A 12708-nucleotide genomic window follows, 5' to 3' on the forward strand; every position below is an offset into this window, starting at 1 on the left:
GTGGAACTCCTGTACGCATGGGGAAGTGACCGGCGGGAAGGTGCGGGGCGCCGGCTATACGCGCAGGATCGACAGGTCCAGTGGTGAGGGCGGCGCGAGCGGCGGCGGGCCCCGCTCGGGCCGTACGTCCAGGATCGTCTCGTCCACGCCCCACGGCCCGGTCACCGCGCGGGCGACGTGCAGGGCGGGCAGCAGTTCGCACAGGGTGCCCGAGCGGGGCGGCACTGCGGGCGCCAGGCCTCCCCCGTCGTCGGAGGAGCCGCATCCGGGGCCCTGGCCGGGGGCCTGGCCGGGACCCGGTCCGGCGGCCTCCGCCGCGGAAACGGCGACGACCGCTGCGCCCTCCTCCGCAGCGGCGCCCGGGCCGCACACCAGCAGCGTGCCCACCAGCACGAGCACGGCGGCCGCGACGCGGCACCACCGGCTGCCGGCACAGGGCATGGGCACCGCCTTCCAAGGTCGTCCGGGGGGTCATCGACTCGCCGGAAATGGTACGGGGAAATCGGTTCGCCACTCCGTTGCCGCGAGTGAGATCCTGGACCAGGTATGTCTACTTCCCTCGCCGACCTCCAGACCCTGCTGGCCGAGGTCTCGCTGCGCGACGCGCACCGGCTCGGCCGCCGTCTCGAAGGCGCCCGCCGCATCCGCAAGCCCGAAGCCCGGCAGGCCGTGCTGGACGAGATCGCCGCCGAGGCCGGCAAGGCGGCAGCCCGCACCGCCGAGCGCGCGGCCCGGGTGCCGGAGATCACGTACCCGCAAGCGCTGCCGGTCAGCCAGAAGAAGGACGACATCCTGGAGGCGATACGCGACCACCAGGTCGTGATCGTCGCCGGTGAGACGGGGTCCGGCAAGACGACCCAGATCCCCAAGATCTGCCTGGAGCTGGGGCGCGGTGTCCGGGGCATGATCGGCCACACGCAGCCGAGGCGGATCGCCGCCCGCACGGTGGCCGAGCGCGTGGCGGACGAGCTGAAGACGCCTCTCGGGGAAGCGGTGGGCTGGAAGGTCCGCTTCACCGACCAGGTGAATCCGGACGCGACCTTCGTCAAGCTCATGACGGACGGCATCCTGCTCGCCGAGATCCAGACGGACCGCGAGCTGCGCGCGTACGACACGATCATCATCGACGAGGCCCACGAGCGCAGCCTCAACATCGACTTCCTGCTCGGCTACCTGGCCCAGCTCCTGCCCAAGCGCCCCGACCTCAAGGTCGTGATCACCTCCGCGACCATCGACCCCGAGCGCTTCTCCCGCCACTTCGGCGACGCGCCGATCGTCGAGGTCTCGGGCCGTACGTACCCGGTCGAGGTCCGCTACCGCCCGCTCCTCGAAGAGGACTCCGACGACTCCGACCGCGACCAGATCACCGCCATCTGCGACGCGGTCGACGAGCTCCAGGGCGAGGGCCCGGGCGACATCCTGGTCTTCCTCTCCGGTGAGCGCGAGATCCGTGACACGGCGGACGCGCTGATCAAGAAGAAGCTCCGCAACACCGAGGTCCTCCCCCTCTACGCCCGCCTCTCGCACGCCGAGCAGCACCGCGTCTTCCAGGCCCACTCCGGCCGCCGGATCGTCCTCGCGACGAACGTCGCCGAGACGTCCCTGACGGTCCCCGGCATCAAGTACGTCATCGACCCCGGCACCGCCCGCATCTCCCGCTACAGCCACCGCACCAAGGTGCAGCGCCTGCCGATCGAGCGGATCAGCCAGGCCAGCGCCAACCAGCGCAAGGGCCGCTGCGGCCGTACGTCGGACGGCATCTGCATCCGGCTGTACGACGAGGACGACTTCCTCGCCCGCCCCGAGTTCACCGACGCGGAGATCCTCCGTACGAACCTGGCGTCGGTCATCCTGCAGATGACGGCCGCCGGGCTGGGCGACATCGAGAAGTTCCCCTTCATCGACCCGCCGGACCACCGCAACATCCGCGACGGCGTCCAGCTCCTCCAGGAGCTCGGCGCGATCGACCCGGCACAGAAGGACCCCAAGAAGCGGCTCACGCAGCAGGGTCGCAAGCTGGCCCAGCTGCCGGTGGACCCGCGGCTGGCCCGGATGGTCCTGGAGGCCGACAAGAACGGCTGCGTGCGCGAGGTCATGGTCATCGCGGCCGCGCTGTCCATCCAGGACCCGCGTGAGCGGCCGGCCGAGAAGCAGGCGCAGGCGGACCAGCAGCACGCCCGCTTCAGGGACGAGACGTCCGACTTCCTCGCCTTCCTCAACCTCTGGCGCTACATCCGCGAGCAGCAGAAGGCGCTGTCGTCGTCCGCGTTCCGCCGCATGTGCAAGTCGGAGTACCTCAACTACCTGCGCATTCGTGAATGGCAGGACATCTATACGCAGTTGCGTACGGTCGCCAAGCAGATGGGGATCCACCTCAACGAAGAGGACGCGCCCGAGGACCGCGTCCATGTCTCGCTGCTCGCGGGCCTCCTGTCCCACATCGGGATGAAGGACATCAAGGACGGCGCCAAGAACGAGTACCTGGGCGCCCGCAGCGCCAAGTTCGCCGTCTTCCCCGGCTCGGCCCTGTTCAAGAAGCCGCCGCGCTTCATCATGTCCGCCGAGCTGGTGGAGACCTCCCGCCTGTGGGCGCGGGTCAACGCGAAGATCGAGCCCGAGTGGATCGAGCCGCTGGCCGGGCACCTGCTGAAGCGCACGTACTCCGAGCCGCACTGGGAGAAGGACCAGGCGGCGGTCATGGCGTACGAGAAGGTCACGCTGTACGGGGTGCCGATCGTCGCCCAGCGGAAGGTCAACTACGGGCGCATCGACCCGGAGGTGAGCCGGGAGCTGTTCATCCGGCACGCGCTGGTGGAGGGCGACTGGCGGACGCACCACAAGTTCTTCGCGGACAACCGCAAGCTGCTCACCGAGGTCGAGGAGCTGGAGCACCGGGCCCGCCGCCGCGACATCCTGGTGGACGACGAGACGCTGTTCGACTTCTACGACCAGCGGGTGCCCGAACACGTCGTCTCCGGCGCGCACTTCGACTCGTGGTGGAAGCACAAGCGGCACGAGGAGCCGGACCTGCTCGACTTCGAGCGCGAGATGCTCATCAACGAGAAGGCGGGCGCGGTCACCAAGGCCGACTACCCGGACTCGTGGCGGCAGGGCGCGCTGAAGTTCCGGGTGACGTACCAGTTCGAGCCGGGCGCGGACGCGGACGGCGTCACCGTCCACATCCCGCTCCAGGTGCTGAACCAGGTGACGGACGAGGGTTTCGACTGGCAGATCCCGGGTCTGCGCGAAGAGGTCGTCACCGAGCTGATCCGCTCCCTGCCGAAACCGGTGCGCCGCCACTACGTCCCGGCGCCGAACTACGCGAAGAAGTTCCTGGAGAGGGCGACGCCCCTCCAGGAGCCGCTGACGGTGACGCTCGCCCGCGAGCTGAAGCGGATGGTCGGCGTCCCGGTGGACGCCGACGACTTCGACCTCTCCAGGGTCCCCGACCACCTGAAGATCACGTTCCGGATCGTCGACGAGCGGCGCCGCAAGCTGGCCGAGGACAAGGATCTGGAGGCCCTGAAGCTCCAGCTGAAGCCGAAGGCCCGTCAGGCGCTGTCCAAGGCCGCCCAGGCCGCCACGGCGGGCCCCTCGGGCTCCGGCCAGTCCCTGGAGCGCACGGGCCTGACGGACTGGACGATCGGCACGCTCACCAAGGTCTTCGAGACCCGCCGCGCGGGCCAGCCCGTCAAGGCGTACCCGGCCCTCGTCGATGCCGGCGACACCGTCTCCGTACGGCTCTTCGACACGGAGGCCGAGCAGGCGCGGGCGATGTGGCGCGGCACCCGCAGGCTGATCATGCTGAACATCCCGGTGAACCCGGCCAAGTTCGCCTCCGACAAGCTGACGAACCAGCAGAAGCTCGCGCTGTCCCGCAATCCGCACGGCTCGGTCCAGGCGCTGTTCGACGACTGCGCCACCGCCGCCGCCGACCGGCTGATCGCCGACCACGGCGGCCCGGCGTGGGACGAGGAGTCGTTCCGGAAGCTGTACGACAAGGTCCGCGCCGTCCTCGTCGTGCTGACGATCCGCACGGTGGACCAGGTGCAGCAGATCCTGGCCGCCTGGCAGGCGTGTGAGGGGAGTGTGAAGGCCACGCAGAGCCTCGTTCTCGTGAACAACGTGCAGGACGTGCGCGAGCAGCTGGCGGCCCTCATGCCGGCGGGCTTCGTGACGAAGACGGGTCTGCGGCGCCTGCCGGACCTGATGCGCTATCTCGTGGCGGTGGACCGCCGGCTCCAGCAGATGCCCACGTCCGTCCAGCGCGACACCACGCGGATGGAGAAGGTCCACGAGATGCAGGACGAGTACGCCTGGCTGCTGGAGCAGATGCCCAAGGGCCGCCCGGTGCCGCAGGAGGTCCTGGACATCCGCTGGATGATCGAGGAGCTGCGGGTCAGCTATTTCGCCCACGCCCTGGGCACGGCGTATCCGGTCTCCGACAAGCGGATCGTGAAGGCGATCGACGCGGCCGCACCGTGACGACCGCGGTGCCGGCCACGGCGACGGCCGCCGTCACGACCGCCGTGATGAGCCCGTCGCCATGAGTGAGTTCGACCGGACCCTCTGACCTGCTGTACAGTTTGATTCGCAGCCGCGCAGTCGGCCGCGAATCAAGGTCCTGTGGAGCAGTTGGTTAGCTCGCCACCCTGTCAAGGTGGAGGTCGCGGGTTCAAGTCCCGTCAGGATCGCCGGTAGAAGTAACAGAAGGGCCCGAATCCCCCGCGGATTCGGGCCCTTCTGTCGTGCGCCTTGACGCGGTCATCTGCCACCGGTACCCAAGCAACAGGGAATCGGGGGCCCTTCACCGGAGGTGACGCGCATGGCGGCGGCATCCACAGCCCGGCACGAGACACGCGCACTGCTCCGCGCCCATCTGGCGGCCGCGTCCGGCTACCGCCACCTCACGCGCCACTGTCCCGTCTGTCATCGCCTCCTGAGGCTGGCCATGGAGTACCCGGACCCGGCCGAGGAGGAGCGGGAGAGCGCCCGGCGCGGGACCGAGGGCGAGCCGGAAGACCCGGCGGACGAGGCCTGACCAGTGTGACGCGAGTCACGAAACCAGTTTTGGAAACCACTCAACTTACACCCTCCCTACAACCGCCCGATTTAATATGTGCAATTGCACCCCTCTGGCGGGTCTGGGGAAGGCCTCCGGCGAACCCGGGGCGAGCCGTGTGACGACCGCACGCCGACCGGTCCCAGGCGCACAAAAAGATCGCGCTGGACCCGGCGGAGTCCAGCGCGATCGATGACGAAGGCCCGTTGGGGCGGGCTCACGTCGATGGGGCTAAGGGCGGGCGCACCGGGTTGGGGGACCCGGAAATGCCCTGTTCAACGGGGTGTTCAGGCCTCGCTGCGCTGCTGCGGGATACCCGCCAGCAGTGCGCGGACCTCTGCCTCGCGGTACCGGCGGTGTCCACCAAGCGTGCGGATGGACGTGAGCTTGCCCGCCTTTGCCCAGCGGGTCACCGTCTTCGGGTCCACGCGGAACATCGTGGCAACCTCAGCGGGGGTCAGCAGCGGCTCGGCATCAGGGGTGCGAGCGGTCATGAGCGGCCTCCTCGGGAGAACCGAACCTTCTCGGTTCTTTCCTCTAAATTCTGCACCTTGACCCGCGTTGCCCGAAATGGCGGACGCGAGCCGAGTCGGTTATAGGACGAACGGCTTGTCCTCGGCACTACAACTACACCATCTGTCCAGCCACGTTCGGCCAAACCGATGGAATTGCCCTCTCAGGTGTTCATCAGCGGCGGAAGCCGATGGACCATGCCATAGCGGACAGTCACGTCACAGTGACGATCAGTCACAGAGCGATCAGGAGCCAACAGACCCCCCATAGCGTGCAATGCTGAGCCTTCCGCCCATACTTGGACGGAAGGAGCCCTCCCCGGACTCCTTGTCCTATTTTGGCATGAGGTTGGGCGATGGGCGCAAGAGCCCAGTAAGTGCTATCCGTCACGCTTGACACAAAGGCCCGGATCGGGACCAAGGACCCCTCGCACGCGAAGGTCCCCGGAGCGAGATCATGCGGCAGATCGCCCGCCAGATCCATAGCCGGCCTCCCGTGAGGGGCGGGGACCTCACTCCATGAGCACGACCTCAGTTGGCGTGCTGCCGGTTCCTCACCGATCGCCACCGCTCGTCGAGCCGCTCGTACGCCTCTCCCGCCGCCGCCCCGTCACCGGAACGCAGTGCCGCGAGGCCCGCCGCCACGTCCGCCGCCGAGCGGTCCTCGGCCAGGAACTCCTCCGGCAGGGCGTGCACCAGGCCGCCGTAGTCCAGCTCGACCAGCGACCGCGGGTGGAACTCCTCCAGCCACCGCCCCACGTCCACCAGGCCCTCGGTCAGCGGTCCCTCGTCCAGCGCGTCGCGCAGCGTCTTCAGCGCCCGCGCCACCCGCCGCCGGGCCTGCACCATCGGCGTCCGGTAGCGCAGGCCCGGCGCCTTCCCGGGGCCGCCGGACGCGACGTAATCCCGCTCCTCGTCCGAGAACAGCGCGAACCACCGCACCGGCACCTGCCAGAGCGCCGTACGGATCCACGGCCGCGCGTCCGGGTTCCGCTCCCGCCACCGTTCGTAGTCCGCCTCCGCCTGGCCCCGCACCACCGGCGGCAGCGCGGCGTCCAGGACCGCCGGCGGCAGCGTGCCGGGCAGCTCCTCCAGGGCCAGCCACCCGCGCAGCCGCGTCCGCCACGGGCACACGCACACCACGCCGTCCACCTCCACCACGAAGGCGTCGGCGCTCTCGTGCACGGGCACCGCGACCGGCGGCGTGGCCAGCAGGTCGGCCAGCGAGCGGCGCAGCTCGTCCTGGGCGGTCGGGGAGGTGCCCCGGCGCGCGTAGCGGGCCCAGTGGCCGCGTTCCGGCTCCGGGAAGGCCGCCAACGGCTCGTACACGCGCAGGTACGACGCGTACGGGACGGGGACCGAGGAGACGGCTGGCATGTCACGAATCCTTCCACGCCCGTACTCCGCGAGGGGGTGATCCGCCGCACTGGCTCTCATCTACGCGCAGGTAGGACTTACTCTCTTGCCGTCAAGGTCCTCCCCCACCCGCAGGAGGGCCTCCTCCGCCGCTTCGTACTTGGGAGTCACCACCGTGACCGATGTGACCGACGGCGTCCTGCACACCCTGTTCCGATCGGAGCAGGGCGGCCACGAACAAGTCGTGCTGTGTCAGGACCGCGCCTCCGGCCTGAAGGCCGTCATCGCCATCCACTCGACCGCCCTGGGCCCCGCCCTCGGCGGTACCCGCTTCTACCCGTACGCCTCCGAGGAAGACGCCGTCGCCGACGCGCTGAACCTGTCCCGGGGCATGTCGTACAAGAACGCCATGGCCGGTCTGGAGCACGGCGGCGGCAAGGCCGTGATCATCGGTGACCCTGAGCTGATCAAGACCGAGCAGCTGCTGCTGGCGTACGGCCGGTTCGTGGCCTCGCTCGGCGGCCGGTACGTCACGGCCTGCGACGTCGGCACCTATGTGGCTGACATGGACATCATCGCCCGGGAGAACCGCTGGACCACCGGCCGCTCCCCCGAGAACGGCGGTGCCGGCGACTCCTCGGTCCTCACCGCGTACGGCGTCTTCCAGGGCATGCGCGCCTCCGCCCAGCACGCCTGGGGCGACCCGACGCTGCGCGGCCGCAAGGTCGGCGTCGCGGGCGTCGGCAAGGTCGGCCACTACCTGGTGGAGCACCTGCTGGAGGACGGCGCCGAGGTCGTCATCACGGACGTACGGGAAGAGTCGGTGCGCCGGATCACCGACAAGTTCCCGCAGGTCACCGTGGTCGCCGACACCGACGCGCTGATCCGCACCGAGGGCCTGGACGTCTACGCCCCCTGTGCGCTCGGCGGGGCGCTGAACGACGACACCGTGCCCGTACTGACGGCGAAGGTGGTGTGCGGCGCGGCCAACAACCAGCTCGCGCACCCGGGCGTCGAGAAGGACATCGCGGACCGCGGGATCCTCTACGCACCCGACTACGTCGTCAACGCCGGTGGCGTGATCCAGGTGGCCGACGAGCTCCACGGGTTCGACTTCGACCGGTGCAAGGCGAAGGCCTCGAAGATCTTCGACACCACGCTGGCAATATTCGCACGTGCGAAGGAAGACGGGATTCCGCCGGCCGCGGCGGCCGACCGGATCGCCGAGCAGCGCATGGCGGAGGCACGTCGCGGGTAACCCGCGGGAGCCGTGGTTGACAGCGTCGACCCGCCGACCGCCGTGACCGTGTCCGCCCACAGCGAGACATGGCTCACGCCGGTCGGCGGGTCGACTGCCGAGAAGAGGTTAAAATCGCAGCTGACCAGCGAGGACGGGGCTCCTCGTCGGTCTTGCTCCGGGGCGCGTCATGCGGGCGGCGTACCGTATGGCCGCGGAAGCAGGTACCGTTGAAGCCCTACGGGCCGGTCTCTCCGCGGAGAGTCCGTTCCGACTCATGAACGCGTGTCAAGACTCTGGGGCCGTCGAGCCCCGTCACCGAGGGGGTCGAGCCATGGGGCGCGGCCGGGCCAAGGCCAAGCAGACGAAGGTCGCCCGCCAGCTGAAGTACAACAGCGGCGGGACTGACCTGTCGCGTCTGGCCAGCGAGCTGGGCGCTTCTACTCCGCAACCGCTCTCGCAGCCGCCTAATGGCGAGCCTTTCGAGGACGACGACGAGGAAGACGACCCGTACGCCCGCTACGCGGAGCTGTACAACGACGACGATGACGAGGACGAGGAGTCCGGTCCGTCGTCCCAGCGTCGCGGTGCTTGACGCCTGAACTCACTTGAGCCCGGTCCGGGGCCCCGCCCCGGACCGGGTTCTGTGCTGCTCAGACGGCGTACTCACCGGTCAGGGTCGCGCCCGTGGTGTGTTCGCCGCGCTCGGTGATCTCACCGGCGACCCAGGCGTCGACGCCCCGGTCCGCGAGTGTGGTCAGCGCCACATCGACGGACTCGGCGGGGACGACGGCCATCATGCCGACGCCCATGTTCAGCGTCTTCTCCAGCTCCAGGCGCTCCACCTGACCGGCCGTGCCGACCAGGTCGAACACCGCGCCCGGGGCCCAGGTGGACCGGTCGACCGTGGCGTGCAGCCCGTCCGGGATCACCCGGGCGAGGTTCGCGGCGAGGCCACCGCCGGTGATGTGGCTGAACGCGTGCACATCGGTGGTCCGGGTGAGTGCCAGGCAGTCCAGCGAGTAGATCCTGGTGGGCTCCAGCAGCTCCTCGCCGAGCGTCCGGCCGAACTCCTCGACCTGCTGGTCCAGGCGCATGCCCGCGCGGTCGAACAGCACATGGCGTACGAGCGAGTACCCATTGGAGTGAAGGCCGGAGGAGGCCATGGCGATCACCGCGTCACCCGTACGGATGCGATCGGCGCCCAGCAGCCGGTCGGCCTCGACCACGCCCGTACCGGCGCCCGCGACGTCGAAGTCGTCCGGGCCCAGCAGTCCGGGGTGCTCGGCGGTCTCGCCGCCGACGAGGGCGCAGCCGGCCAGGACGCAGCCTTCGGCGATGCCCTTGACGATGGCGGCGACCCGCTCGGGGTGGACCTTGCCGACGCAGATGTAGTCGGTCATGAACAGCGGCTCGGCGCCGCAGACGACGATGTCGTCCATGACCATCGCGACCAGGTCGTGGCCGATGGTGTCGTAGACGCCCATCTGACGGGCGATGTCGACCTTCGTACCGACACCGTCGGTGGCGGAGGCCAGCAGCGGGCGCTCGTAGCGCTTGAGGGCGGAGGCGTCGAAGAGGCCGGCGAATCCGCCGAGGCCGCCGAGTACCTCGGGGCGCTGGGTCTTCTTCACCCACTCCTTCATCAGCTCGACGGCGCGGTCGCCCGCTTCGATGTCGACGCCCGCGGCTGCGTAGCTGGCACCGGTGGTCTCAGTCTCAGACATGACTGTGAGAACTTTCGTGTCGTACTGCAGGGATTGCGGGTGGTCCTACGGGCGACGGAGGGCGTCGGCCGCGGCCGTGGCGGCCGGTCCGGCGGCCAGCTCGGTCTCCAGGAGCTGCTTGCCGAGCAGCTCGGGGTCCGGCAGTTCCATCGGGTACTCACCGTCGAAGCAGGCGCGGCACAGCTTCTGCTTGTCGATGGTGGTGGCCTCGATCATGCCGTCGAGGGAGATGTACGAGAGGGAGTCGGCGCCGAGCGACTTGCCGATCTCCTCGACCGTCATGCCGTTGGCGATCAGCTCGGCGCGGGTGGCGAAGTCGATGCCGAAGAAGCACGGCCACTTCACGGGCGGGGAGGAGATCCGGATGTGGACCTCGGCGGCCCCGGCCTCGCGGAGCATCCGGACCAGCGCGCGCTGGGTGTTGCCGCGGACGATCGAGTCGTCGACGACCACCAGGCGCTTGCCCTTGATGACTTCCTTCAGCGGGTTCAGCTTCAGGCGGATGCCCAGCTGGCGGATGGTCTGGGACGGCTGGATGAAGGTCCGGCCGACGTACGCGTTCTTCACCAGGCCCGCGCCGAAGGGGATGCCGCTGGCCTCCGCGTACCCGATCGCGGCGGGCGTGCCGGACTCGGGCGTCGCTATGACGAGGTCGGCCTCGGCGGGGGCTTCCTTGGCCAGCTTGCGGCCCATCTCCACCCGGGAGAGGTACACGTTCCGGCCGGCGATGTCGGTGTCCGGGCGCGCCAGGTACACGTACTCGAAGACACAGCCCTTGGGCTTCGCTTCCGCGAATCGCGAGGTGCGGATGCCGTTCTCGTCGATCGCGATCAGCTCGCCCGGCTCGACCTCGCGGACGTAGGCGGCACCGCAGATGTCGAGGGCGGCGGACTCGGAGGCGACGACCCAGCCGCGCTCCAGGCGGCCGAGGACCAGCGGGCGGATGCCCTGCGGGTCACGGGCGGCGTAGAGGGTGTGCTCGTCCATGAAGACGAGGGAGAAGGCACCCAGGACCTCGGGGAGCACCTTGGCGGCGGCTTCCTCGATGGTCAGGGGCTTGCCGTCGTCGTCGACCTGGCCCGCGAGGAGCGCGGTGACGAGGTCGGTGTCGTTGGTGGCCGCCACCTGCGTGGCGCGGCCGTCCTTCTTGGGGAGGTCGGCGACCATCTCGGCGAGCTGGGCCGTGTTGACCAGGTTGCCGTTGTGGCCGAGCGCGATGGAGCCGTGGGCGGTGGCCCGGAACGTCGGCTGCGCGTTCTCCCACACGGAGGCGCCGGTGGTCGAGTAGCGGGCGTGACCGACCGCGATGTGACCCTGGAGGGAACCGAGGGAAGTCTCGTCGAAGACCTGGGAGACCAGGCCCATGTCCTTGAAGACGAGGATCTGGGAGCCGTTGCTGACCGCGATTCCCGCGGATTCCTGGCCCCGATGCTGGAGGGCGTAGAGCCCGAAGTACGTGAGCTTTGCGACCTCTTCACCCGGAGCCCAGACACCGAAGACGCCACAAGCGTCCTGGGGGCCCTTTTCGCCGGGAAGCAGATCGTGATTGAGTCGACCGTCACCACGTGGCACGCCACCGAGTGTAGGCGAGATCGACCACTGGTCCGAATTGGGGACGGCCGGGGTGCGAACCCTAGGAGCCGTTCATTCCGGTTGCTTCTCCGCCGCGCGGTCCCGCGGCCCGCTGCTGGTCAGGCCCCGGTCGGACACCGAACGGGCGCCGGGCGGGCGCCGATCAAGCGCTGACCAGGGCCTGAGTGGAGTCGGCCCCGGGTCGGCCAGGGGCCGCGGTGGACCGTCGGAGGATCCGGCGGGGGGTCCGGCGGCGGGTCCGGCGGAGTTCTCGGTCCGCCGCGGGGCTCGGGCGGTGTGACGGACCTCGCAGCGGGGCCGGATGCTACTGCGCGGGAGGAGCGGTTGTCGTCCGGTTTTCCGCACTCGGCCGCGCAGTCGGCTGCGCACTCGCCGCGAAGCCCGTCTTGTCGGGCGCGGTGACCGTCAGGCTGCGGTGGTCGATCCGGTAGGTGACCTTGCCCGTCATGGCCTTGAGCAGGGCGCGCTCCAGCTCCATCTGCGGCCCGGCGCACAGCTTGCGCGTGGTGGTGACACGACCGAACGTCATCGTCGAGCCGTCGGTGGTGACCGGGGCGTTGAACTGGTTGCAGCCCAGGGTGCCGCGTACGGAGTCGTCCTTGCCGAACACGAAGGACGCCTTGCCCTCGGTGCCGGCCGGCAAGGAGGTGGCGGCCTCGCCGGAGACCAGCGAGTTCACCGTCCACCTGGTCCCGACGAGCGGCGCCGGGGGCTGCTCGCTGAGCCGGATCGTGTCGCCGTCGGCGCTGGTCAGCGTCAGCCGGCCGTCCGTCAGCCTGGCCTTGAGCGTGCCGGTGAGGGCGGACCTGAGGGCGTCCTCGAACCCCTGGAGGGGCTCCGGGCAGCCGATCTCGGTCATACCCGTGTCGCTGAGGGTGACCGTGTCGCCCTGGACGGTGGCCCTGGCGTTGAAGTGGTTGCAGCCGAAGTTGCCCTTGGCCCGGCCCTTGGCGTCGATCGCGACATGGGCGCCGGCCGGGGCGGCGGTCTTCCTGCCGTCGACGGTGACGCTCTCGACGGTCCAGTGCACGCCGGTGACCGGCACGTCGGGGCGTACGGAGGTGCTGCCGTCGCCCGCGCCCGACCCGTTTCCGGATTGGGTGCCGCAGGCGGTGAGGGCGAGGGCGAGGAGCGGGACGAACGCGGCGGCGGCCCCGGTGAGGTGCGGCGGCTGCTTCTTCGGCATGGTCGGCATGGTGATGGGACGGACCGGGTGGGGCC

The 12708-nt window shown here is 69.8% G+C and carries 10 protein-coding genes and 1 tRNA gene; 5 read left to right on the forward strand and 6 right to left on the reverse strand.

Annotated features, from left to right (window positions below; genetic code table 11):
• Positions 1 to 54: 54 nt before the first annotated feature.
• Positions 55 to 441, reverse strand: coding sequence for a hypothetical protein (locus tag ABT360_RS10245; protein ID WP_351813429.1), 387 nt, complete (start codon positions 439 to 441; stop codon positions 55 to 57).
• Positions 442 to 546: 105 nt separating this feature from the next.
• On the opposite strand from ABT360_RS10245, the gene hrpA reads away from it, so the two are divergent.
• The 3 genes from hrpA to ABT360_RS10260 all read left to right on the forward strand — a co-directional run bounded on the left by hrpA (position 547) and on the right by ABT360_RS10260 (position 5041).
• Positions 547 to 4485, forward strand: a complete 3939-nt coding sequence (hrpA, locus tag ABT360_RS10250; RefSeq protein WP_351813488.1) for an ATP-dependent RNA helicase HrpA — start codon at positions 547 to 549, stop codon at positions 4483 to 4485.
• 135 nt (positions 4486 to 4620) lie between these two features.
• Positions 4621 to 4694: transfer RNA gene (locus tag ABT360_RS10255), tRNA-Asp, on the forward strand.
• 131 nt (positions 4695 to 4825) lie between these two features.
• A complete protein-coding gene (locus ABT360_RS10260) occupies positions 4826 to 5041 on the forward strand; it encodes a DUF6274 family protein (RefSeq protein WP_351813433.1) in 216 nt (71 codons plus the stop codon).
• Positions 5042 to 5349: 308 nt separating this feature from the next.
• On the opposite strand, the gene bldC is transcribed toward ABT360_RS10260, so the two are convergent.
• Both bldC and ABT360_RS10270 read right to left on the reverse strand, forming a co-directional pair.
• The gene (bldC, locus tag ABT360_RS10265; RefSeq protein WP_003949541.1) at positions 5350 to 5556 is read right to left on the reverse strand and encodes a developmental transcriptional regulator BldC; all 207 of its coding nucleotides are present in this window, start codon (positions 5554 to 5556) and stop codon (positions 5350 to 5352) included.
• A gap of 549 nt (positions 5557 to 6105) precedes the next feature.
• The gene (locus tag ABT360_RS10270; protein WP_351813435.1) at positions 6106 to 6951 is read right to left on the reverse strand and encodes a hypothetical protein; all 846 of its coding nucleotides are present in this window, start codon (positions 6949 to 6951) and stop codon (positions 6106 to 6108) included.
• Positions 6952 to 7105: 154 nt separating this feature from the next.
• Here ABT360_RS10270 and ABT360_RS10275 point away from each other — a divergent pair, with 154 nt between their 5' ends.
• Positions 7106 to 8188 (forward strand): Leu/Phe/Val dehydrogenase, encoded by a 1083-nt coding sequence (locus ABT360_RS10275; RefSeq protein WP_351813437.1) that lies wholly within the window; start codon positions 7106 to 7108, stop codon positions 8186 to 8188.
• A gap of 313 nt (positions 8189 to 8501) precedes the next feature.
• On the forward strand, positions 8502 to 8762 hold the full coding sequence (locus ABT360_RS10280; protein WP_126886811.1) for a DUF3073 domain-containing protein: 261 nt from the start codon (positions 8502 to 8504) through the stop codon (positions 8760 to 8762).
• Between the two features lie 58 nt (positions 8763 to 8820).
• Here ABT360_RS10280 and purM read toward each other — a convergent pair whose 3' ends face one another.
• The 3 genes from purM to ABT360_RS10295 form a co-directional block, all read right to left on the reverse strand.
• Positions 8821 to 9894, reverse strand: coding sequence for a phosphoribosylformylglycinamidine cyclo-ligase (gene purM, locus ABT360_RS10285; protein ID WP_351813439.1), 1074 nt, complete (start codon positions 9892 to 9894; stop codon positions 8821 to 8823).
• A gap of 45 nt (positions 9895 to 9939) precedes the next feature.
• Entirely contained in the window at positions 9940 to 11466 is a 1527-nt protein-coding gene (purF, locus tag ABT360_RS10290) for an amidophosphoribosyltransferase (protein WP_351813440.1), read from the reverse strand.
• A 325-nt stretch (positions 11467 to 11791) separates the two neighbouring features.
• Entirely contained in the window at positions 11792 to 12673 is an 882-nt protein-coding gene (locus ABT360_RS10295) for an META domain-containing protein (RefSeq protein WP_351813441.1), read from the reverse strand.
• Positions 12674 to 12708 lie beyond the last annotated feature (35 nt).

This window comes from Streptomyces sp. NPDC000229 (assembly GCF_040300825.1).
Classification (GTDB): Bacteria; Actinomycetota; Actinomycetes; order Streptomycetales; family Streptomycetaceae; genus Streptomyces.

Excerpts from the sequence above, each read along its gene's own strand:
- ABT360_RS10270 (WP_351813435.1), bottom strand. The coding sequence starts at position 6,951 with ATGCCAGCCGTCTCCTCGGTCCCCGTCCCGTACGCGTCGTACCTGCGC.
- ABT360_RS10295 (WP_351813441.1), bottom strand. The coding sequence starts at position 12,673 with ATGCCGAAGAAGCAGCCGCCGCACCTCACCGGGGCCGCCGCCGCGTTC.
- bldC (WP_003949541.1), bottom strand. The coding sequence starts at position 5,556 with ATGACCGCTCGCACCCCTGATGCCGAGCCGCTGCTGACCCCCGCTGAG.
- ABT360_RS10280 (WP_126886811.1), top strand. The coding sequence starts at position 8,502 with ATGGGGCGCGGCCGGGCCAAGGCCAAGCAGACGAAGGTCGCCCGCCAG.
- hrpA (WP_351813488.1), top strand. The coding sequence starts at position 547 with ATGTCTACTTCCCTCGCCGACCTCCAGACCCTGCTGGCCGAGGTCTCG.
- ABT360_RS10260 (WP_351813433.1), top strand. The coding sequence starts at position 4,826 with ATGGCGGCGGCATCCACAGCCCGGCACGAGACACGCGCACTGCTCCGC.
- ABT360_RS10245 (WP_351813429.1), bottom strand. The coding sequence starts at position 441 with ATGCCCTGTGCCGGCAGCCGGTGGTGCCGCGTCGCGGCCGCCGTGCTC.
- purM (WP_351813439.1), bottom strand. The coding sequence starts at position 9,894 with ATGTCTGAGACTGAGACCACCGGTGCCAGCTACGCAGCCGCGGGCGTC.